The organism is Thalassospira sp. CH_XMU1420-2 (genome assembly GCF_037029325.1).
GTDB classification, from domain to species: domain Bacteria; phylum Pseudomonadota; class Alphaproteobacteria; order Rhodospirillales; family Thalassospiraceae; genus Thalassospira; species Thalassospira povalilytica.
Genome location: NZ_JAYMEG010000002.1, coordinates 699994 through 722705 on the forward strand (window position 1 = coordinate 699994; position 22712 = coordinate 722705).

Here is a 22712-nt window from a genome sequence, read left to right on the forward strand (position 1 = left end):
ATGAAAATTTGTAAATTTTGTCAAGATTGAGGTCGCCACATGTCCCGCCAGGCCCCCATCGGACACCGCATTCGCGGCCGCCGCAAAGATATCGGCATGACGCAAAATGCCCTGGCAAAAGCCGCCGGGATTTCGCCAAGCTATCTGAACCTGATTGAACATAACCGCCGGTCGATCGGCGGCGGGTTGCTGATGCGGATCGCAGCCGTTCTGGACATCCATCCCCACACCTTGTCGGGATCGGAAGAAGGTCGACTGCTTGCAGATCTGAGCGAAGCCGCATCCGATCCGGTTTTTTACAATACCCCGATCGAAAGCCGCGAATTCCCCGCGATGATTGCAGCAGCACCGGGAATGATCAGCGCGTTTCTTGCCCTGTACCGCGCCTATCGCAGCGGCCTTGACGAGGTCGACGCCCTGTCCGAACGCCTGAGCCACGATCCGTTCCTGACCGAGGCCAGCCATTCGATCCTGACGCGCATCACATCGATCCGCACAGTTGCCGAGATTTTTGATGATTATGACAACCTGTCACCGCAACAGCGCGCCCGGTTCAACGCGACACTGGTCAAGGAATCCCATCGGCTGGCGGAATCCGCGACCGAGATCTTCAACTTTCTTGAACGCGGAAATGCCGGGCGCCCGGCCAACAACCCGGCCGAAGAAGTCGATGATCTGCTTTATGACAATGCCAACTACTTTCCAGCCCTTGAAGACAGTGCCGCGAGGCTGCGCCCCGAGATCGATCCCGATGGCGGGCTTTATCTGACCGATCTGATCAATTACCTTGAAAGTGCGCATAATATCCGGGTCGAACGTCTGCCATCCGAAGACTTTGCCACCAACGGATATCACTGGGACACAGAACAAAAAACGCTGCGCATTTCGCGCGCACTTCCGATCACATCAGCCCGGTTTCAGGCCGCCCGCACCATTTGCAAACTTGAAGCTGGCGATACGGTCAATGCGGTTCTTGCCACCGCCAATATCAGCAGCGATGCCGGACGCATCCGCGCCTATGAGGCGTTGATATCCTATTGCGCAGCGGCACTTATCCTGCCCTATGATGCGTTTCTGGCCGATGCGCACGATCTGCGCCACGATATCGAATTGCTTCAGCAACGCTATGCGGCAAGCTGGGAGCAAATCTGTCACCGGCTGACCACATTGCGACGCCCCGGCGCAGAAGGTGTGCCTTTTCACCTGATCCGCACCGACATTGCCGGCAATATTTCCAAACGGTTTTCGGCATCAGGCCTGCAATTGCCGCGATATGGCGGCGCCTGCCCGCGATGGGCTGTGCATGAGGCATATCTGGCCCCGGAACGGGTGATTTCGCAATTCGTGCGCCTGCCTGACAACAGCGAATATCTGTTTGTGGCCCGGGCCTTGCGCACCGGGGCTGGTGGCTATGGCACGCCACAATCGGTTCATTCGGTCATGATCGGCTGCGACACGGCATTTGCCAATGAAGTGATCTATGCCGATGCCTTGCCGCTTGAACGTCCGGAATCCGCCGTTCCGGTCGGTATTGCCTGTCGCCAGTGCCCGCGTGAAGATTGCGCACAGCGCGCCTATGAAATGTCAGACACCGCCGATGGCAGGTCCAGTCGGGCGTAATGGCGCGCACGGTCGGTACCGCGGGTTGTTTTCACCGGCATTTTGCCGGCTGGCAACCGCACAAACCCGCCAGATTTGCCCCCACCCAAAGTAGCATTATAATTCCTTAAATTAACAGATAGGATTACCATCATAAGAATCAGAAAAATCGGGGAGAATGTCCTTGAATGAGAGACCAAAGGTCCTGATTGCTGAAGATGAGGAAACCATTGTCGAATCCCTAAGCTTTCTTATGGAAAAGGAAGGCTATGACGTGCGTGTGGCCACCGACGGCCAGACCGCGATTTCCATGATCGCCCGCGATGCGCCAGACATGGTTTTGCTTGATGTCATGATGCCCGGCTGTGACGGGTTCGAAGTCGTGCGCGCGGTGCGCAGCGATGCCAATACCAAACTGATCCCTATCATGATGCTGACGGCCAAGACCCGCGAAGTCGACCGGCGCAAGGGGCTGGAACTTGGCGTTGACGATTTTGTCACCAAGCCGTTTTCGACCCGCGATGTGGTGTCGCGGGTGCGCGCCCTTCTTGAACGGGCAGATAACTGAAAACACCGCAAAAAGACCGTTTTCCGACCGACAATCAGGAGACATTCCCATCACGCCACCCCGCAGACTGACAGAACGTGCGCTTGCCCTGATGCTGGTCGCCCTGTTTCTCTGGATACCGCCACTTGTCGGGATGTTTTCCCTTGATGGCATGGTATTCGGGTTGCCGATCCTGTTTGTCTATTTCTTTGCCGGCTGGGGAATTCTGATCATATTTTGCGCGCTGTTGACGCGCGCCCTGCGCAACGCGGCACAATCCGAGGGGCGATAAAAATGCTGTCCTCGGAACTGGTGATTTTCGTTTCGCTGTTTTATGTCGGGCTGCTTTACACCATTGCCTGGTGGGGCGACAAACGGGCCCGTGATGGTCATTCCTGGGTCCGGAACCCGACGGTCTATACCCTGTCGATTGCCGTTTACTGCACATCCTGGACATTTTATGGCGCGGTTGGAACGGCGGCGCGCAACGGGCTGGAATATCTGACGATCTATCTTGGTCCGACGGTGATTTTCCTGGGCTGGTGGTTTTTGTTGCGCAAGATGCTACGCATTTCCAAGGCCCATCGCATCACCTCCATCGCCGACTTCATTTCATCGCGTTACGGCAAAAGCACCCAGCTTTCCGTGCTTGTCACCCTGATCGCGGTTGTTGGCACCACGCCCTATATCGCACTTCAGCTCAAGGCGATTGCAACCAGCTATACGGTTTTAACCGTCTGGGACCATGGCATGGTCGAAACCGCACAGCACAGTCTTTCGATCTTTTCCGATAGCGGTTTCTGGGCGGCCCTTGGTCTCGCGCTGTTTGGCATTCTTTTTGGCACGCGTTTCATTGATGCCGATGAACATCACGAAGGCATGGTTGCCGCCATCGCCTTTGAAAGCTTGGTCAAGATGTTCGCCCTTCTGGCGGTCGGCATTTTTGTCTGCTTTGTGATGTATGGCGGGATCGGCGATCTGTTTGCACAGGCCGCGGCCAATCCCGATACGGCGCAATTGCTGCTTTTGCGCGAAGACAGCGCGCCGCGCTGGCTGACGCTTATGATGCTGTCGATGGCGGCAATCCTGTGTCTGCCCCGCCAGTTTCAGGTGATCATTGTTGAAAATGTCGATGAACGCCATCTTGCCACGGCCAGCTGGGCCTTTCCGCTTTATCTGTTGTTGATGAACCTGTTTGTGTTGCCCATCGCCCTTGCCGGGCTTGGCGCCCTGCCCGCCTGGGCGGACCCGGACTTTTTCGTCATTTCCGTGCCATTGTTTGAAAACCAGTCGATGCTGGCACTGCTGGCCTATGTCGGCGGACTTTCGGCCAGCACAAGCATGGTGATTGTTGCCACCATCGCATTGTCGACCATGGTTTGTAATGACCTGATTGTCCCGGCACTTTTGCGCATCAAGCCGCTGCGTCTGACCGAACGCGATGATCTGACCGGACTTTTGATTTTCATCCGCCGCGCATCGATTGTTGTCGTGGTATTTCTGGGCTTTGCCTATTACCGATCAGCGGGGGCCACCGATGCACTGGCTGAAATCGGACTGATTTCCTTTGCCGCCACCGCACAATTCATTCCGATCATGATTGGGGGCCTTTACTGGAAAGGCGGCACCAAAACCGGCGCGCAGGTCGGGCTTGTCGTCGGCTTTGCGCTTTGGGGATATACCCTGTTGCTGCCATCTCTTGCCGATAGCGGCTGGATGGACCCGGCCCTGATCCAGAACGGCGCATTCGGGCATCCGTGGTTGCGGCCCGAAAACCTGCTGGGCCTGACCGGATTTGCCCCGCTGACCCATGCGCTGATCTGGTCGATTTCACTTAATACCGCCTTTTACGTGCTGATCAGCCTGTTCACCCAGCCAAGCGCGCTTGAACGTATTCAGGCGACTTTGTTTGTCGATGCCTTTTCGCGCAAAGGACAGGACACGGTGATCTGGCGATCTTCCGCATCGATTGATGATCTGTATGAACTGGTTGAACGGTTTCTGGGACGCGAACGCGCCTTTCACTCGTTCCGCGAATTCGGCTGGGAAAAAGACACATCCTGGCGCGGCAAGGGCGAAGCAGATGCCGATATGATTGCCTTTACCGAACGATTGCTTGCCGGGTCCATCGGGGCGGCATCGGCACGCGTGATGGTGTCATCGGTTGCCAAGGGTGAAATGGTCAGCCTTGAAGAAGTCCTTGAGATCCTTGAAGAAACATCACATGTGATCGAATATTCCCAGCGGCTTGAACAAAAATCCCATGAACTGGAAAAAGCCGCCGCCGAATTGCGGGCCGCCAATGACCGGCTCAAGGAGCTTGACCGGCTCAAGGATGAATTCCTGACCATGGTCAGCCATGAATTCCGGACACCTTTGACATCGATCCGGTCATTTTCGGAAATCCTGGTCGATACCCCCAACCTTGAACATGACAAGGTCGAACATTTCCTGTCGATCATTGTCCGCGAAAGCGAACGCCTGACCCGCCTGATTGATGACCATCTTGATCTGGCCCGGCTTGAAGCCGGACATTCAGACTGGCGCGCAGTTGATGTCGATCCGCGTACCGTGCTTGATGAAAGTGTCGAAGCGGTCAAGGGACTGTTTGACAGTCGCGCCGTGCAGCTGACGACCGAGTTTTCACGTCAGTCGGTATTACTGCATGTTGATCGCGACCGTCTGACACAGGTGTTTATCAATCTTTTGTCCAATGCCGCCAAATTTGCCGATCCCGACCATCCCAGCGTGACCGTACGCGGCGAGGCCATGGATGGCGGATATCTGGTGTCGATTACCGATAATGGCCGCGGGGTTGCCCAGACCGAACTTGAAACCATCTTCGACAAGTTTTCGCGCAGCGGCAAATATGCCGATGATCAGCCAAAACCATCCGGGTCGGGCCTTGGATTGGCGATTGCCCGCCATGTTGTCGAACATTGCCAGGGCAAAATATGGGCTGAAAGCCCGCCAGGCCAAGGCGCAACATTCCGGGTATTCATTCCCGGCCAGATCATGGAGGCCATCGATGCGGTCCGCCCGGGCGGCTTCCGCACGGACAGTTTTGGCACCTGATCCCGCGCCCGTCGTCCGGATAGCGCCGATCAGCTGACCTTTTCCGGATCAAAAACCGTATTATCAAGAAAACTGTCCGGCCCGACAAAGGACCGGTCATCGGCATCATTTGCGCCTTCGACCCGCCAGTCATGTTTGGGCACTGCGACATCAAGATCAGCCACCGCCGCGCGATACAGATCGGGGCGATAAACCTGGCGCACCACGGAATTAAGATCGGAATCCGCAGGTACCTGTCCCCAGCGTTTCATCTGTGTCCCCACCCAGCTTCCCTGTGACAGCCACGGGAAAGTAGCGGTATAGCGATAAAACACATGGCGATCGGGGATATCGGTCGGGGCTTCGCCCGGGCGCAGAACCGGCCGCCCGCCCAGCGACGCCTTAAGAATTTCATAGGGCGCGCCGACATTGGATTCTTCGGACAACATTTGCGCCAGCTCGGAACGGTTGCCCGGCTGATCGGCCCATTCGGCGGCACGCACAAGGGCCCGGACAAGACCCGATACCGTTTCCGGGCTGGAATTCACCCAGTCTTCGCGAATACCCAGAACCTTTTCCGGACTGCGCGGCCAGATATCATCCTTAAGCGCGACAATCACGCCATCGCCATGAAATACCGCGCGCTGGTTCCAGGGCTCACCCACGCAATAGCCATCGACCCAGCCATTGCGCAGACTGTCAAACATGCGCGGCGGGGCAATCACACCGATATTCACGTCCCGGTCCGGATCGATCCCGGCCGCCGCCATCCAGTAGCGCAGCTCGTAATTATGGCTGGAGAACGGAAATACCGTCGCAAAGGACATGACCGGCCGACCCGCAGCCCGATCTTCATCGATCACCTTTTTAAGGGCGCGGCCCGAAAGTCCGCGCGGGCCATGCATTGCCGCCGGGTCAGCTTCAAGCATGCGCTGATACAATCTGGTTGAAACCGTGATCGCATTTCCCCCGCGTCCCAATGCCATCGGCACGACAATATGTTGAACCGGGACCCCGCCAAGGCCAAGACGGGCGGCAATCGGGATGCCTGCCAGAAGATGGGCTGCTTCGAACACGCCATAGGAAAGCTTGTCGCGAATGGCCGCCCATGACATTTCACGGACCAGTTCCAGATCAATATTTTCCTGCTCGGCAAAGCCCATCGCGCGCGCGACAACCGGTATGGCGCAATCAACAAGCGGGACAAAACCAAGACGAACCTTTTCAGCCATTCCTCAAAACTCCAACTGAAACGCCGTGATGACGCTTTGGGCGATCTCGTAAATCTTGCGATTCTGTTTCATGGCGTTCTTGCGCAGCAGCGCATAAGAATCTTCTTCGGACAGGCCTTTTTCCTTCATCAGGATGCCTTTGGCCCGTTCGATCAGTTTGCGTTCATTGAGTTTTGCCTGCGCCTCGTCGCGTTCGCGTCTGAGCTGATCAAAAACATTGAAGCGCGATATCGCCATTTCGACGATGGGACGAATGCGGTCCTGTCGCAGGCCGTCCACCACATAGGCACTGACCCCGGCCGATACGGCTTCCTGGATCATTGAGGCGTCGCTTTGATCAACAAACATCGCGATCGGGCGTGCAATGGCGCGCGACACCTGAAACATCTGTTCAAGCGTGTCACGGTCCGGGTTTTCCAGATCAATAATGATGATATCAGGCGCCAGCGCCTGAATGCGTTCGACCAGATTATGTGACGTCCCGATACGGGCGACGCGGGCATATCCGCTTTCGACCAGGCCACGTTCGACTATGGCTGCGCGATCGGGATTCTCGTCAATTACCAGAATGTTATATTCTTCCAGCTTTACCAAAATTAACTCTAACTCCCTGACAACCCGGGTGGTCGCGTCTCTCTTTTGTTTTTAATTTCCGTCCCGTTTTCGGATCCGGATTGATGTCCGGGATGCGATATCCACCGCATCCCGAAAAGATCTGATTGGCGGAAACCTTATTCCGCCGGTACTGCCTGCGCCGGTGATGACGCGGCAAGGCGTTCGGCCTGTGCGCTTTCAAACCGTGCTTTTTCCTCGGCCTGGGTCGCCGCAGAGAACCGCACCGCCAAGGCCGCGAACGAACAAACGATCACGGCACAGCCCAGATACAGAAGCCCTTCCTGATAGGTAAGTTCTTCGGACTTGAACAGGAAGCCCGCCGCAACCGCACCGGCATTGCCACCGGCACCAACGATACCGGCAACCGAACCCAGTGCCTTGCGATTGACAAACGGTACGATCCCGAAAGTCGCACCTTCGGACATCTGCACAAACAGCGAGAAGACGATCATCACGGCAACCGCAACAGCCAGTGCTTCCATCTGGGAGAAGGCAACAAGTGCGACACCTTCGATGAACAGCGCCATGAACAGGAATTTGACGCGGCCCGAAAGGCCACCCTTGGCGGCAAATTTATCGGAAAACACACCGCCCAGCGTGCGGGCAAAGATGTTCATCAGACCGAACAGACCGGCAATCATGCCCGCCGTTGCCAGCGACAGTTCAAACTTGTCGAAGAAATAGATCGCCGCAATGTTGTTGATGGTCAGCTCAACGCCAAAGCAGGCAGCATAGACCAGGAACAATGCCCAGACGCGGTAATCGGAAACCGCGGCCATCATGCCCTTGGCAGCACCGGCCGTATCGTCTTCGGGTTTGAGTGCGCCGCTTTTGCGCATCTCGTCATAGTTGCCTTCCGGGCAATCCGTGGTGAAGACCCAGTAAAGAACGGCAACCACCAGCATGATCGCACCCGGGAACACCATCGCCAGACGCCAGCCCATGGTTTCCGCAACACCGAAACCGAGCACCATGGCAAGGATCAGCGGCATGACCATCTGGGTGACACCACCGCCAAGGTTACCCCAGCCGGCCGTCGTGGCATTTGCCGTGCCGACGACATTGGGGGCAAACATCATGGATGTATGATACTGGGTAATCACAAAGGATGCCCCGATCGCCCCGATGGCAAGACGCGCCAAAAGGAAGGTTTCATAGCTGTCGGCAAGACCGATCAGCATGACCGGAAGCGACCCCAGAACCAGAAGCCCGGTATAGGTCTTGCGCGGGCCGATCTTGTCGCAAAGCGGTCCGATCAGAAGCCGTACCAGAACCGTGATGGCAACCGATGCAATGATGGTGCTGCCGATTTCGCTTTTGGTAAGTCCGAGATCATCGCGGACCAGCGGCATCAACGGCGCGATCCCGAACCAGCCAAAGAAGCACAGGAAGAATGAAAGCCAGGTCAGGTGAAAAGTCCGCATCTGAACAGTCTTGAGACTGAAAAGATTTATGCGTGTAGCCTTGTTCTTGATTTCCATAATGTGAAGCCCTTCGTTTAGGTCGCGCAGAGCTTGCGAGATGCTGTGTACGACCGACGGTTTTTCCCCATGGGCCTCTTGCTTCATCTGATGGATTCCGCAGGCGACCCGTCATTCGTATCGGAAAGGCTGCGCGTCCATCGCGCTGCTGTTCCAAACGTCTGATCGTCCGCCGTTGGACGAAGAACTGTGAGCCACCCGTCGTTGGGCCTGCTTTCGTCAAAGCTGCTCACACGGGATGACATGCTGCAAACAGCGCGCCAGTTTTTTCGCGATGCGGGATAAAATTTGCAAATTGCTGGAATCCAATGGTTTTGGACGAACGCGCCTGCAAACAGCAATTTTGGATTTTTGCAAATTTTACAATTTTGCACATTTTTTAATCTTGTCGATTTTGCTCTGTTTATTTTTTAATCAAAACCGATTATTCCCTGCATAACAACTCAACCATCCGGATTGCAATCCCCGTTAAATTACAGACGGTTGCAAGATAATTTTCCCCGTTTTCCATTCTGGCACGGGACTTGAATATATCGGGGCATGAGCGCGGGCAGTGTCGCCTGCGGCTCCGGCCGAAAAGCCGATTGCATATATAAAGAATCCAAAGACGGGTTCACCGGATAACGACGTCCGTTGCGAAATGCCTTTTAAAAGAGCAGGCCGCATCGGGCGTTTTTTTTGTGCCAACTTCGCATCCCGCGACGAGGAGCCAGAGACAAATGAACCACGTCCCTGCAAACATAAAAGCCGCAAAATCCCGCCTGGTTGTCATTGGCAACGGCATGGCCGGCATGAGAACGGTCGAAGAAATCCTGAACCGCGCACCGGACAAATACGACATCACGGTTTTCGGTGCCGAACCGCGCGTGAACTATAACCGCATCATGCTTTCGCCCCTGCTGTCGGGTGAAAAGAATTTTGACGAGATTGTGATCAACACCCCGGAATGGTATCGCGAAAACAACATCCATCTTTATTCCGGCGACCCGGTTGTTGAAATTGACCGTATCCGCAAGGTCGTCATTTCCAAAAGCGGCACGGAAACCGAATATGACCGCCTGTTGCTGGCCACCGGTTCGGACCCGATCATCATTCCGGTTCCCGGCCACAAGCTTTCTGGTGTTGTTACCTTCCGCGATGTCGATGATGTTGATGTCATGCTGGGTGCTGCGGCCAAGGGCGGACCGGCCGTTGTGATTGGCGGCGGGCTTTTGGGTCTTGAAGCCGCGGTCGGACTTCAGGCACGCGGCATGGATGTGACGGTTTTGCATCTGGCCGGGCATGTCATGGAACGCCAGCTTGATCCGTCTGCGGGTTACCTTTTGGCACAGGAACTTGAACGGCGCGGCATCACGGTTATTACCGAGGCCGACACCGCCGAAATCGTCGGAACAGAAACCGTAACCGGCGTGCGTCTTAAGGACGGGCGCATGATCCCGGCTGATCTGGTGGTCATGGCTGTTGGCATTCGCCCCAACGGGCGCCTTGCCGCAGACACCGGCATCGCAGTCGAACGTGGCATTGTCGTTGACGATGTCATGACCACCAGTGACCCGGCGATCTTTGCGGTTGGCGAATGCGTACAGCATCGCGGCCAGTGCTATGGCCTTGTCGCACCACTGTTTGAAATGGCGAAATCCTGTGCCGATCATTTGACCGAGATTGCGACCGATGGCTACGCCGGGTCGGTCACCTCGACCAAACTTAAGGTCACGGGGGTTGATGTTTTTTCCGCCGGCGATTTTTCAGGTGGCGGCAATACCGAGGAAATCGTGTTCCGCGATGCCGGACGGGGCGTTTACAAACGCATCGTCCTTGAAGACGGCAAGATCAAGGGCGCGGTTCTTTATGGCGATACCACCGATGGCGGCTGGTATTTCCAGCTGATGAAGGACGGACAGGATGTTACGGAACTCCGTGACACCCTCGCCTTTGGTCAGGCGTTTGCCGGGGGATCTGCCGGAAACCCTCTTGACGCCGTTGCAGCCCTGCCAGATGACGCAGAAATTTGTGGCTGTAACGGCGTTTGCAAAGGTTCCATCGTTTCTGCCATCACCGACAAGGGCCTGACGACGCTTGATGAAGTCAAAGGCCACACCAAGGCGTCGGCGTCCTGCGGATCATGTGCAGGGCTGGTTGAAAACCTGCTTGCGGCGACCCTTGGCGGTGAGTATCAGGCCGCAACGGTCAAGCCGATCTGCACCTGCACGGAACATGATCATGACAGCGTGCGCCGCCTGATCATTGCCAAGGGCCTTAAATCCATGCCCGCCATCATGCAGGAACTGGAATGGAAATCATCCGATGGGTGCCATGTTTGCCGCCCGGCATTGAACTATTACCTTCTGGCTGCATGGCCGGGGGAATATGTCGATCATGGCGCATCACGTTTCATCAATGAACGCGTACACGCCAACATCCAGAAAGACGGCACCTATTCCGTGGTGCCGCGCATGTGGGGCGGCCTGACCAATCCGCGCGAACTGCGCGCTATTGCCGATGTCGCCGATAAATTCGACATCCCGACGGTCAAGGTTACCGGCGGTCAGCGCATTGATCTTTTGGGTGTGAAAAAGGAAGACCTGCCGGCGGTTTGGACCGATCTTAATGCCGCAGGCATGGTATCGGGTCATGCCTATGGCAAATCGCTTCGGACCGTCAAAACATGCGTCGGACAGGAATGGTGTCGTTTCGGCACCCAGATGTCGATGAGCATGGGGGTCGAACTTGAAAAAATGACCTGGGGGTCCTGGATGCCCCACAAGTTCAAAATGGCCGTATCGGGCTGTCCGCGCAACTGTGCCGAAGCAACCATCAAGGATTTCGGCGTGGTGGCAACCGATGGCGGCTGGGATTTGCATGTTGGGGGCAATGGCGGCATCCATGTCCGCGCGACCGAACTTCTGTGCAAGGTCACGACCGATGAAGAGGTCAAGGAATATTGCGGTGCCTTTATCCAGCTTTACCGCGAAGAAGCCCGTTATCTGGAACGCACAGCACCATGGATTGAACGCGTTGGCCTGAAACATGTTCAGGAACGGGTTGTGGATGATGCCGAAAATCGCAAAGCCCTGTTTGATCGCTTCATGATCAGTCAGCAAACCGCCCAGAAAGACCCATGGGCCGAACGCGCATCCGAGGGCGTTGACGCCCACGAATTCAAACCCCTTTCGATGGTCGCAGCGGAGTAAGACAGATGACGAACAATCTGACCTGGGTAGAAGTCGGACCCGCTGCCAATATCCCGCAGCAAGGCGCGCGTACCCTGCAAACCCAAACCGATCGCATCGCGATTTTCAGAACCCTTGATGATCAGATCTTTGCCCTGCTTGATCGCTGCCCGCACAAGCAAGGCCCCCTGGCACAAGGCATCGTGCATGGCCATTTCGTCACCTGCCCGCTTCATAACATGGTGTTTTCGCTTGAAACCGGCGAGGCACAGGGCCCCGATGACGGCTGTGCCGCCAAGGTCGAATGCAAGGTCATTGACGGCATGGTGCGGGTTGGTCTGACCGAACTGCAAGCTGGATTGCGCCATGCGGGATGAGGTCAAAACAACCTGCCCCTATTGCGGTGTTGGCTGTGGCCTGATCATTTCGCCAACCCGTGACGGATGGGCTGTCGGCGGCGATCCCGACCACCCCGCCAACCTTGGGCGCATCTGCTCCAAGGGGGCGGCGTTGATCGATACCATCATGGCCGAGACCAAGCGCGATTTTCGCCTGCTTGAACCGGAAGTCGACGGCAAACAGGTCGGCTGGAAAGCCGCCATTGCCGAGACCGCCAATCGCCTGCGCGATACCATTGAAAAATATGGTCCGAAATCGGTGGCCTTTTACGTCTCGGGGCAGCTCCTGACCGAGGATTATTATGTCGCCAACAAACTGATCAAGGGCTTCATCGGGTCACCCCATATCGATACCAATTCACGTCTTTGCATGGCATCGACCGTGGTCGGACACAAGCGCGCCTTTGGCGCCGATGTGGTGCCCGGATGTTACGAAGATCTTGAAATCGCCGATCTGGTCATTCTGACCGGGTCAAATCTGGCATGGTGCCACCCGGTGCTTAATCAGCGCCTGCGTGCGGCCAGGGAAAAACACGGCACCAAGATTGTCGTGATTGATCCAAGACGGACGGCAAGTTGCGATATTGCCGATCTGCACCTTGCCATCAAACCGGGCAGCGACGTTGCCCTGTTTAACGGTTTGCTGGCCTGGCTTGACCAGACTGGCAATACCGATCTTCGTTACGTCGCCCGCCATGTCAGCGGCTATGAACAGGCCGTGGCAGAGGCCCGGGCCGACTGCCCGGATATCGAGACAACCGCACAAAAATGCGGGCTCGACCAACAAGACAGCGCCGATGAAACCGGCTCAGGTCTGGGAAAACTGGAAACGTTGTTTAACTGGTTCGCGGCCTTTGATCGTACCGTCACGGTCTTTTCACAAGGCGTGAACCAGTCATCTAGCGGATCGGATAAGGTCAATGCGATCCTTAATTGCCATCTGGCAACCGGTCGTGTCGGAAAACCGGGTTCAAGCCCGTTTTCCGTCACCGGCCAACCCAATGCCATGGGCGGGCGCGAAGTTGGCGGCCTTGCCAATCAGCTTGCCGCCCATATGAACCCCAATGATCCGGTCGATATTGATCGTGTCAGACGGTTCTGGAAATCCGATGCCCTTGAACCGGGCGAAGGATACAAGGCCGTCGACATGTTCCGCGCCATTGAAACCGGTGAAATCAAGGCCGTCTGGATCATGGCAACCAACCCGGCAGTCAGCCTTCCGGATGCGGATCGTGTGCGCCTTGCCCTGTCGCGTTGTCCGCTTGTGATTGCATCCGATGTCGTCAATGACACCGACACATTGCGCCATGCCCATATCAAATTGCCCGCCACCGGCTGGGCCGAAAAATCGGGCACCGTCACCAATTCCGAACGGCGCATATCGCGCCAACGCCCGTTCCGCGAGGCCCAGGGCAATGCCAAGCCCGACTGGTGGATCATGACCGAAGTCGCGCGTGCCATGGGATATGGCAAGGCTTTCAAATACAAGGATCCCGCCGATATCTTTGCCGAACATGCCGCCCTTTCGGAATTTGAAAATGACGGCATGCGGGCCTTTGATATCGGCATCTGGCACAAGGCCAGGAAATCGGCCTATGACGCGATGGAACCGTTTCAGTGGCCGGCTTCTCGCAAACATCAACCGGCCAGCGGTTCCCAACGGCTTTATGGTGACGGCATATTCACCACGTCAAGCGGTCGGGCCAAAATGCTGGCTGTTGCGCATATTCCACCGCAATCCCGAACCAGTCGCGACTTCCCGCTTATTGCCAATAGCGGCCGGTATCGGGATCAATGGCACACCATGACACGCACTGGCACAGCAGCACGTCTTTCGGCCCATCGCCCGGAACCGCTGCTTGAAATCCATCCAAAGGACGCCGCCAAATTCGGGCTTTCGGATGGTGGCATTGCCCGGATCAAAAGCAGCCATGGCGCGTCCCTGATGCGGGTTCTGGTCACAGATGCGCAAATGCCCGGACAGGTTTTCGTTCCCATGCACTGGAACGATATCTTTTCGGCAGCAGGCGGGATTGGTCGGCTTTTGCCCCCCAATGTTGATCCCCATTCCGGCCAGCCCGAAAGCAAACATATCCCCGTTGCCCTCGAACCATTTGTCCCGAAATGGCAGGGATTGCTGTTTTCAAGCACCCCGGTTGATCTTGGCAGCCTGCCCTATTGGGTGGCGGCGACCGGACCGGGCAGCATGATTTATGAAATCGCCGGATCCGAACCGATGATATTCAAGTCCCTTTTGCCAATTGCAGCAAACGAGGATGACGAACAGGTCATTGAATATAGCGACAGCAAAAAGGGCGTTCATCGTTATGCCCGATTGAACGGCGATCGTGTTACCGGCGCCCTTTTCATCGGCCCGGACCGCCCAGCCCTTGGCCGGGATTGGGTTTCAAACCTGCTGGCAACCGATCAGGTCGCCCCCCTGGAACGCAATGCCCTTCTGGCCGGGCGGATGCCCGATGCGGGCGCAATCAATGATCGCCTGATCTGTTCATGTTTCTCGGTCGGGCTGGCGGCCATCAGCCGTGCCATTTCTGATCAGAATGCCGTAACGGCCGCCGATATTGGCCGTTTGCTTCAGGCCGGGACCGGGTGCGGTTCGTGCCTGCCGGAAATAAAGGAGATTCTCGATGACGCATTACCGCGCGCCGCAGAATAATCGCGGGCTTACGCCAGATGTTGCCGCCCATGCTGAGACATCTGAAAACTTCGCCTATTTTCCGGCCTTCATACATGTGACCGGCAAAAAGGTATTGGTGCTGGGCGGCGGCGAAGTCGCACTTGGCAAGCTGCGCCTGCTTGTGCGCAGTCAGGCAAAGATCACGGTCGTCGCACCCGAAATCTGCGACGACATTGCCGTGATGGTGGACGAAGGGCGGATCGTTTGGGAAAGCGCGCCCTTCGTCGACACCATGATCAACCGGGCGGTCATGGTATTTGATGCCGCCGATGATCCGTATTTGACCGCACGGGTGCAGGCCGCGACCAGACGGCGCAACATACTTTTGAATGTGGTCGACAAGACCCCGCATTGCGATTTCATCGTGCCGGCAATCCTTGATCGCGCACCGGTGATGATCACGATATCAACGGGTGCCTGCGCCCCGGCGCTTGCACGCATCATCCGGCAGCGCCTTGAAACCGTCCTTCCGGCATCCATGGCACAACTGGCCCGTATTGCCCGCGATGCCCGACAAAAGGTCGCCGATCACCTTCATGACAATGTGTCACGCCAGCGGTTCTGGACCCATTTTTTCCAGCGCGGATTGCAAGAAACCCCGACCGGCACCGCACGCGACAGCGATATTGACCATGCCCTGCGCCAGTTCGTTCCCGATGGCAGCAGCGCGACCGTCCCCGGCGGGCAGATCATGAATGCCGAAATCCATGCCGATACTGCCTTTGATCTTCCGCACGGCATCGCGCGCGCGATTGAAACCGCCGATATCGTCTTTCACGAAGACCACATTGCCGAAGATATCCTGACGCTTGCCCGGCGCGATGCCACCCTGATCCCGATTGGCTGCATCAGCCTTGATCACGACCCCGACGCCAAACGTGACAGCATTGAACAGCAAACCAGAATTTTCGCCCGACAGGGTTTCAATATCGTCACCCTGACCCAGGTGATCACGCACTAGATCATCCTGACGTCCTTCCGGTTCACCCTGTGGATTATGGCTCCCCGTATTCCACAAAAACTAAAGGCGCGCAAAGTACCCCCTGCGCGCCTTTCTTTTCGCCAGATTAGCAAAAGTTATTTCATCGTCGGCATGACGAATTCCGCACCCTTGCGAATACCGGTCGGCCAGCGCGAAGTGATGGTTTTCAGTTTGGTGTAGAAACGCACACCTTCGGGACCATGCATGTGATGATCGCCAAACAGCGATGCTTTCCAGCCACCAAACGAATGGAACGCCATCGGAACCGGGATCGGAACGTTAATACCGACCATGCCGGTCTGGGTACGTGCGGCAAATTCACGCGCCGTATCGCCATCACGGGTAAAGATCGCAGTACCGTTGCCATATTCGTGGCTATCGACAAGGTTGGCAGCGGTTTCGTAATCATCGGCGCGAACGACCGACAGAACCGGGCCAAAGATTTCTTCCTTGTAGATGCTCATATCCGGGGTGACGTCATCAAACAGGGTGCCCCCGACAAAGTAGCCTTCTTCATAGCCCTGAAGCTTGATATCGCGGCCATCAACGACAAGCTTGGCACCTTCTTCGACACCCTTGTTGATATAGCCGACCACCTTGTCACGATGGGCTGCCGTTACCAGCGGTCCCATTTCAGCCGCCGGATCGGTCCCCGGTGCAACGCGCAGTTCATTGATGCGCGGAACCAGCTTTTCAATCAGGGTATCTGCGGTCGCCTTGCCAACCGGCACGGCCACCGAAATTGCCATGCAACGTTCGCCAGCCGACCCGTATGCAGCCCCCATCAGGGCATCAACCGCCTGATCCATGTCGGCATCCGGCATAATGATCATGTGGTTTTTCGCACCACCAAGGGCCTGACAACGTTTGCCCTGCGCGGTTGCGGTTTCATAGATGTATTTGGCAATCGGGGTCGATCCGACAAAGCTGATCGCGGTGACGTCCGGATCAAACAGAAGCGCATCAACCGCTTCCTTGTCGCCCTGAACAACGTTGAACACGCCATCAGGAAGACCGGCCTCGGTCAGCCATTCAGCCAGCAGAAGGGATGCGGACGGATCACGTTCGGACGGTTTGAGGATAAAGCAGTTACCGCATGCAAGTGCTACCGGAAACATCCACATCGGCACCATGGCCGGGAAGTTGAACGGCGTGATACCGGCAACGATCCCCAGCGGCTGACGCACAGAATGGCTGTCGACCTTGGTACCAACATTTTCGGTGAATTCACCCTTGAGCAACTGCGGCGCACCGGTTGCAAACTCGACAACCTCGATCCCGCGGGTGACTTCGCCCAGCGCATCGGACAGAACCTTGCCATGTTCGGCGGTGATTGCCGCGGCCAGTTCTTCGGAACGGTCTTCAAGAATGCCAAGAAACTTGTTGAGGATACGCGAACGGCGAAGTGGTGTGGTGTTGGCCCATTCATCGCGAACAGCCGCAGCCGATTCAACAGCGGCACGTACTTCGGATTTGGATGCAAGATCAACCGTGCCGCTTTGTGCGCCGGTTGCCGGATTAAAGACAGCAGCAGAACGACCGGATTTACCGGCGACGCGCTTGCCATTGATGTAATGGGTGATCTGGGTCGACATGGGGTTCCTCCCGACTAAACCTGATTTCGGATTGCCTGATTTCATCACCGGCAAACTAGGTCCATTATGACTATGCACTGCAATGCACATCAATTATCATTCCTGCAAATTCGATGTGCAAAAATTAAAGTCATCAGAGGTCATTCATCGTAATGGATTGGGATCGCTTCCGCATTTTCCTTGCCGTCGCCAGGCAGGGCCAAATCCTGGCCGCCGCACGCCAGCTTGGCCTGAACCATGCAACGGTCGGACGGCAACTGACCGCCCTTGAACAGGAACTTGGCACCAAACTGATTGACCGGCGCACCACCGGATCGGAATTGACCACCGCAGGGCGCGAATTGATGACTGCGGCGGAGGCCGCTGAATCTGCGTTTCTGCGGGCCGGGACCGCTGTTTCGAACCAGTCCGAAGTCATCAGCGGCACGGTCCGGGTTGGTGTACCCGATGGATTGGGGAACTATTTTCTGGCAAGTGAGTTGGCTCACTTTGCGGCAAATCACCCGGATCTGGTTATCCAGATTGTGCCGCTGCCTCGCACATTTTCCCTGTCACAACGCGAAGCCGACATCGCCATCACCCTTGATCGCCCCAAACAGGGACGGCTGGTGATCAAGAAGCTGACCGACTATACGCTCAGCGTCTATGCCAGCCGGGATTACATTGAGCGTTACGGGGATGTGCGAACAGAGGCCGACCTTTCAGACCGGCTGTTTGTCACCCATATCGAAGACCTGATTTACAGCCGCGCACTTGATTATGCTGCCCGGCTTGGCAAATTGATGAAACGTCGTTTTGAATGCGGCAGCGTGGTCGCCCAGATGGAAGCCGTACGCAACGGACATGGCATTGGTATCCTGCATGATTATGCCACAGATGGTGTGCCTGATCTTGTGCGTTTGCTGCCTGAAATCCGCTTTACCCGCAATTACTGGATGCTTCAGCATCCTGACACCAAGGATACGCGCAGCGTTGCGTCGGTCGCGGAATATATCACGCGTGTTGTCCGCGCAGCGCGCGACCGGTTCGTCATGAGCTAACCAACCAAACCCAAACCCGAACCAAAGGCGACAAACCCGTCCCCACAACGACATCAGGCACAAAGACAGGATCTGTCCTTGTGCCTGGATGGGGTCCGCTTTTGCGGGCGCATCTGACGGTCAAAGACCGGTCAGATCAAATATTAATGACCAATGGTCAATGTTTACGCCAGTCAAATTCGATCACTTGCTGATCGGACAGGCTCCGCAATTTTTCTTCGAAATAACCGCGGATCTGATCAAGGCCCTTACCGTCGGAAGCCGACATCGCGACAGTCAGGAAAGATGAGCTGGCAGAGATTTCACAAACCCCGTCCTCAAAGGCCAGAAGACCCTTGTTTGCATCGCGCAGTTCACCATGAACCGGTTCCTGCACAGAACCAAGAAAGCCTTCAAGATAGCGGGGGGCGTTGCGTAGATAGATATCCGCAAAACAATAATTGGCGTCCATATCCTGATCCAATTCCATATCCGGATGGTTTGTCATTTCCGATGATTCCGCCGGGGCATCATCATCCTTATCTTGGCCGGTACCCTGTGCCTTGATTATCCGGTCAGACATGCACAAACCCATTTCTTCCAATGGCGCATAAAATGCACCAAACGAATCCCCATTACCCCTATCACCTGCATAGCACAGAATACATGCACGCGACAATAGTGACCGGTGGTCACTAAAATGTGAGCTTTAATGTAAAGACCACATTTTCTAAAGCGGAAAATGTCTCAAAATCGTCGAAGCGCAACCCGTCATGGCGATTTTTTTCATAAAAATCTTATTTTCTGCCAATTCGATGACGATCAAAAATCGAAAATGTCATAAAAATCCCATGAAACCAGCGACCTGCACCTTGGGCCGCAGCCGTAAAAAATTCACGAAATGGCGACTCCATGCACGAAACTTACGGCTCTTGGGACCAGCTTTGACCGCATCGGAACAGGCCCAAACCAGATCTTTCCACGACGGCATGACACCCCGGCATGACAAACCAAACCGTCGGGATCACCAACCAGCCGCGCAGATACATGCGCAGTTATGTCTTGGACATACCCAAGACATGCCATTTCGCCATGAAGGGCAACCGGCCTATGCTGAACACGTAACCATGCAAGACAGCGCGCCAACTGATGTGTTTCTGGATGGTTAGCCGCGCGATATCGCGATCCTTCAGGACGCCGTCACGACAAGGCGGCCGGCAAAACCCGCTGGCAGTTTCGGTACATGTTCCACGACTGGCGACACCCTTTTTTGTGCCTGCGGGTCGATAATTCCTGTGGCCTTGAAAACCGCTTCATAGCGGCACCACGCCTGATAGAAATCACCAAGGCTGGTTGATCGCGGCAACAACAATTGTTCTGCCATGTCGGCAACCGGTCGGCGGGCGTCCTTATAGTCAATGTCGATACCGACCGAAATGCCCGGTCGTGTCGCCAGCGCGACCGCAATCACGTGCCGGGAATGGCTGATCGAGGCCGATAGACTTGCCCCATCCCGACCTGCCCCCCGCACCCAGGGCCGCCCGTCGGCATCCTTGAAAACAAGTCCCTGTCCGTCGCCGAGATCATGACCAATGTCATCATGCGGCCCCGCATCCTGTATCCCGGCACGGGGCAAATCAGCACTTTCGGAAATGACTTTTCTGGCAAGAAGCCCCAGCAATTCATGTGCGAGCGCGGACATTTCCCGGCGTGATGAGCGGGCAGTCGGCAGCTCGGCCCCATGGGTGCGGATCGCGTAAACAACCCCTTCATCCAAAGCTGAACAATGCGCCATTCCCGGCAAACGGTCGATCCCAAAAGTGGTACTTGTCGCCACCAGCACAATCCATTATTGCTGAACTCTGGTCACACGAGCACGGTCAGAAGCAATGAAAAATCATGTTTCCCGGCCAATCATGACTGCGATCAATTGAATTCGTTTTCACCAAAGAATCAAGGCAGATCAAAATGCGTAGCTTGAAACTTGCAGCAGTTGCCATCGTTTTTGCGGCACTCAGTGCCTGCACGGCAACTGTTCAGAACTTTTCGAACCAGCCCTTCCCGAGCGATGTCGAAAAGCTCAGCATGGAAGAAATTGAAGCAACCATCATCGAAGCCGCATCTGCACGCGACTGGATTGTTCAGCGCGAAGGCGAAGGACATCTCAAGGCAACCTATGCACCGCGTTCACACAGCGCAGAAGTTGCCATCTCCTTTGATAAAAAGAACTATTCGATCATTTATGTCGACAGCACCAATCTGAACTATAATGGCAGCCAGATTCACCGGAACTATAACCGTTGGGTCAACAACCTGAGACAGGATATCCTGCGTGCGGTCTCTGCCCGCGCCGCACTTGCCAACTAGGACTTCAGATGACGCTGCTTTGCGCCTGCCTGCCCTGCTGGGCTTTTTGGGAAAATACCGATGGTCAGGCCACCCTGACCACAAAGCGTGACGGGGATCCCCGGATCACAACCGAACCATCGGATCCCTCCCAACTGGCGCGCAGCATCAAACCAGCCTGGCGGCGGCGACTGGACCTGTTTGGTCGCGCCGCCGCCGAGGTGCTGTCCCACACACTCAAGACCACCGAAAATCCGCGCATCGTTTTCTGTTCACGCCACGGCAATATCGACCGCACGGTCAAACTCCTTCATCAGGTTGCCACCGATGATGCCGTTTCCCCCGCCGATTTCAGCATGTCGGTCCATAATGCCTTTATCGGGGTGGCATCCATCAACTGGTCGATCACCGAAAGCCATACGGCCATTTCCGCCGGGGATGACAGCCTGATTGCCGCACTGACCGAAACACTTGCGCAACTTGCATCAGATGCACGGCCGGTCATTCTGTGTTTTGTCGATCTTCCCCTGCCGGAAATCTATAATGATCAAACCGCACAGTCCGATCAGGGCATGGCACTTGCCATCCGTTTTGATCCGCAAAATGGCGATCGCAATAGCGATCATGATGGCGAGCTGTACCGTTTCAAAAGCCTGACTACAGACGAACGCAGCATGCTTTCGCCCGCAAGCGCCATTGACCATGCCAAGGCACTGGTTGATCTTTTATCGTCACCTCAGAACGATATTCGCATTGCCGGAAAATCAAGCGCCTGGACCATCACACGCCATGACTAAATCCGCCCTGGCCCAGCGCCCCGCCGCCCCGGATCATCCCCGCACGCAAGCGCCCGAACAAACGGTGATGGGCGCCAGACCGGCGCGCGACACACGCCCGGACAAACCCCGCAATACCAGCAAAACCCGCAAAACCCCGCCCCGGCAGGCCCGTGGCCTTAACTGGTACTGGCGGTTATTTGCCACCGGATTTGCCTTTTGCAGTTTCGGGCTTGGCGGGCTGTTGATGGCACTTACGATTTTTCCGGCCATGATGGTGGTTCTGCAAAACCGCGCCAGACGCCGCAAATACGCGCAATTTGTCATTTGCCGCGGATTTCGGCTATTTACCTGGATGCTCGATATCACCGGGGTCGCCGGTGTGGAAGCACACAATGTTGACCGTTTGCGCACTGCGCGCGGCGCACTGATCATTGCCAATCACCCGACCCTGCTTGATGTGGTGATGATCCTGTCACGGATGGACAGATGCCAGTGCGTGGTCAAGCACGAGCTGTTTCGCAACCCGTTTTTGTTCGGGGTGGTGCGCGCGGCGGGTTTCATTCGCAATGACGACAATCCGGAAAACCTGATTGTTCAGGCCCGTCATCATCTGGCCGCCGGGGCGAATATCATGATCTTTCCCGAAGGCACCCGGACCCCGCCGAAATGCAAGCTCGGCAAGCTTCAGCGCGGGGCTGCAAACATCGCGATAGAGACACAAGCCGACTTGATTCCTGTGGTTGTACACTGTAATCACGATACGTTGAAAAAAGGGGTCCCGTGGTATCGTATTCCGCCGTCCAAAATCCAATTCCGGCTGGAAGTTGATCCCCCCATCTTATTTAACGACATACATGATCCCGGGTTGCCGCGGGCGAAGCAATCGCGCGCGCTGACACGGTTCATCAAAGAATATATCTTGAGCAGATTGAAACATGACTTCGCTGGAAACAGAACTTAAAGCCTTCATCATCGAGACCCTTAATCTTGAAGATGTGCAGGTCGACGATATCGACAGCACCGAAGCCCTGTTTGTTGATGGGCTGGGCCTTGATTCCATCGATGCCCTGGAACTTGGCGTCGCGCTTCAGAAAAAATACGATGTGCGCATTGATGCCAAAGACGAAAACGTCAAAACGCATTTTGCCTCTGTACGCAATCTGGCGACCTTCATCCAGTCAGAGAAAGGGGCGTAAA

Annotated in this window: 20 protein-coding genes; 14 read left to right on the forward strand and 6 right to left on the reverse strand. The window is 55.9% G+C overall.

Annotated features, from left to right (window positions below):
• Positions 1 to 39 precede the first annotated feature (39 nt).
• The 4 genes from WA429_RS07920 to WA429_RS07935 all read left to right on the forward strand — a co-directional run bounded on the left by WA429_RS07920 (position 40) and on the right by WA429_RS07935 (position 5221).
• Complete coding sequence (locus tag WA429_RS07920; protein ID WP_287465459.1) at positions 40 to 1620, forward strand: helix-turn-helix domain-containing protein; 1581 nt, start codon at positions 40 to 42, stop codon at positions 1618 to 1620.
• Between the two features lie 163 nt (positions 1621 to 1783).
• Positions 1784 to 2167 (forward strand): response regulator transcription factor, encoded by a 384-nt coding sequence (locus WA429_RS07925; protein WP_369813515.1) that lies wholly within the window; start codon positions 1784 to 1786, stop codon positions 2165 to 2167.
• Between the two features lie 91 nt (positions 2168 to 2258).
• Complete coding sequence (locus WA429_RS07930) at positions 2259 to 2438, forward strand: hypothetical protein (protein ID WP_068516978.1); 180 nt, start codon at positions 2259 to 2261, stop codon at positions 2436 to 2438.
• Positions 2439 to 2440: 2 nt separating this feature from the next.
• Positions 2441 to 5221 carry a sensor histidine kinase gene (locus tag WA429_RS07935; protein ID WP_206928150.1) on the forward strand — a complete coding sequence of 927 codons (2781 nt, stop codon included), beginning with the start codon at positions 2441 to 2443 and terminating at the stop codon, positions 5219 to 5221.
• A 29-nt stretch (positions 5222 to 5250) separates the two neighbouring features.
• Here WA429_RS07935 and WA429_RS07940 read toward each other — a convergent pair whose 3' ends face one another.
• From WA429_RS07940 to WA429_RS07950, 3 genes are all read right to left on the reverse strand, one after another.
• The gene (locus WA429_RS07940; RefSeq protein WP_068516980.1) at positions 5251 to 6432 is read right to left on the reverse strand and encodes a CmpA/NrtA family ABC transporter substrate-binding protein; all 1182 of its coding nucleotides are present in this window, start codon (positions 6430 to 6432) and stop codon (positions 5251 to 5253) included.
• A gap of 3 nt (positions 6433 to 6435) precedes the next feature.
• Complete coding sequence (locus WA429_RS07945; protein WP_068516981.1) at positions 6436 to 7026, reverse strand: ANTAR domain-containing response regulator; 591 nt, start codon at positions 7024 to 7026, stop codon at positions 6436 to 6438.
• 137 nt (positions 7027 to 7163) lie between these two features.
• Positions 7164 to 8615 (reverse strand): NarK family nitrate/nitrite MFS transporter, encoded by a 1452-nt coding sequence (locus WA429_RS07950; protein WP_287465457.1) that lies wholly within the window; start codon positions 8613 to 8615, stop codon positions 7164 to 7166.
• A gap of 632 nt (positions 8616 to 9247) precedes the next feature.
• On the opposite strand from WA429_RS07950, the gene nirB reads away from it, so the two are divergent.
• The 4 genes from nirB to WA429_RS07970 are packed head-to-tail and all read left to right on the forward strand — an operon-like array spanning position 9248 to position 15755.
• A complete protein-coding gene (gene nirB / locus WA429_RS07955) occupies positions 9248 to 11719 on the forward strand; it encodes a nitrite reductase large subunit NirB (protein ID WP_287465456.1) in 2472 nt (823 codons plus the stop codon).
• A 5-nt stretch (positions 11720 to 11724) separates the two neighbouring features.
• Positions 11725 to 12075 (forward strand): nitrite reductase small subunit NirD, encoded by a 351-nt coding sequence (gene nirD / locus WA429_RS07960; protein ID WP_068516984.1) that lies wholly within the window; start codon positions 11725 to 11727, stop codon positions 12073 to 12075.
• Positions 12065 to 14773, forward strand: a complete 2709-nt coding sequence (locus WA429_RS07965; RefSeq protein WP_114113050.1) for a nitrate reductase — start codon at positions 12065 to 12067, stop codon at positions 14771 to 14773. The genes nirD and WA429_RS07965 overlap by 11 nt, the downstream gene beginning before the upstream one ends.
• Entirely contained in the window at positions 14745 to 15755 is a 1011-nt protein-coding gene (locus tag WA429_RS07970) for a siroheme synthase (RefSeq protein WP_114113051.1), read from the forward strand. Before WA429_RS07965 ends, WA429_RS07970 begins: the two co-directional genes overlap by 29 nt.
• Positions 15756 to 15871: 116 nt before the next feature.
• Here the strand turns inward: WA429_RS07970 and WA429_RS07975 are convergent, their stop codons facing one another.
• Positions 15872 to 17371, reverse strand: coding sequence for a CoA-acylating methylmalonate-semialdehyde dehydrogenase (locus WA429_RS07975; RefSeq protein ID WP_114113052.1), 1500 nt, complete (start codon positions 17369 to 17371; stop codon positions 15872 to 15874).
• A gap of 152 nt (positions 17372 to 17523) precedes the next feature.
• Between WA429_RS07975 and WA429_RS07980 the strand changes: the two genes are divergently transcribed.
• Positions 17524 to 18411, forward strand: a complete 888-nt coding sequence (locus WA429_RS07980) for a LysR family transcriptional regulator (protein WP_287465453.1) — start codon at positions 17524 to 17526, stop codon at positions 18409 to 18411.
• Positions 18412 to 18568: 157 nt separating this feature from the next.
• Here WA429_RS07980 and WA429_RS07985 read toward each other — a convergent pair whose 3' ends face one another.
• The gene (locus WA429_RS07985; protein ID WP_068516989.1) at positions 18569 to 18973 is read right to left on the reverse strand and encodes a DUF2218 domain-containing protein; all 405 of its coding nucleotides are present in this window, start codon (positions 18971 to 18973) and stop codon (positions 18569 to 18571) included.
• 190 nt (positions 18974 to 19163) lie between these two features.
• Between WA429_RS07985 and WA429_RS07990 the strand changes: the two genes are divergently transcribed.
• Positions 19164 to 19559, forward strand: a complete 396-nt coding sequence (locus WA429_RS07990; RefSeq protein ID WP_287465452.1) for a hypothetical protein — start codon at positions 19164 to 19166, stop codon at positions 19557 to 19559.
• Positions 19560 to 19579: 20 nt separating this feature from the next.
• On the opposite strand, the gene WA429_RS07995 is transcribed toward WA429_RS07990, so the two are convergent.
• Positions 19580 to 20227, reverse strand: coding sequence for a 4'-phosphopantetheinyl transferase family protein (locus WA429_RS07995; RefSeq protein ID WP_287465450.1), 648 nt, complete (start codon positions 20225 to 20227; stop codon positions 19580 to 19582).
• A 131-nt stretch (positions 20228 to 20358) separates the two neighbouring features.
• Here WA429_RS07995 and WA429_RS08000 point away from each other — a divergent pair, with 131 nt between their 5' ends.
• The 4 genes from WA429_RS08000 to WA429_RS08015 are packed head-to-tail and all read left to right on the forward strand — an operon-like array spanning position 20359 to position 22711.
• Positions 20359 to 20757, forward strand: a complete 399-nt coding sequence (locus WA429_RS08000) for a hypothetical protein (RefSeq protein WP_287465448.1) — start codon at positions 20359 to 20361, stop codon at positions 20755 to 20757.
• 8 nt (positions 20758 to 20765) lie between these two features.
• Positions 20766 to 21533 carry a beta-ketoacyl synthase chain length factor gene (locus WA429_RS08005; protein WP_287465447.1) on the forward strand — a complete coding sequence of 256 codons (768 nt, stop codon included), beginning with the start codon at positions 20766 to 20768 and terminating at the stop codon, positions 21531 to 21533.
• Positions 21526 to 22476 carry a lysophospholipid acyltransferase family protein gene (locus WA429_RS08010; RefSeq protein ID WP_287465446.1) on the forward strand — a complete coding sequence of 317 codons (951 nt, stop codon included), beginning with the start codon at positions 21526 to 21528 and terminating at the stop codon, positions 22474 to 22476. Before WA429_RS08005 ends, WA429_RS08010 begins: the two co-directional genes overlap by 8 nt.
• A complete protein-coding gene (locus tag WA429_RS08015) occupies positions 22451 to 22711 on the forward strand; it encodes a phosphopantetheine-binding protein (protein ID WP_068516994.1) in 261 nt (86 codons plus the stop codon). Before WA429_RS08010 ends, WA429_RS08015 begins: the two co-directional genes overlap by 26 nt.
• Position 22712 lies beyond the last annotated feature (1 nt).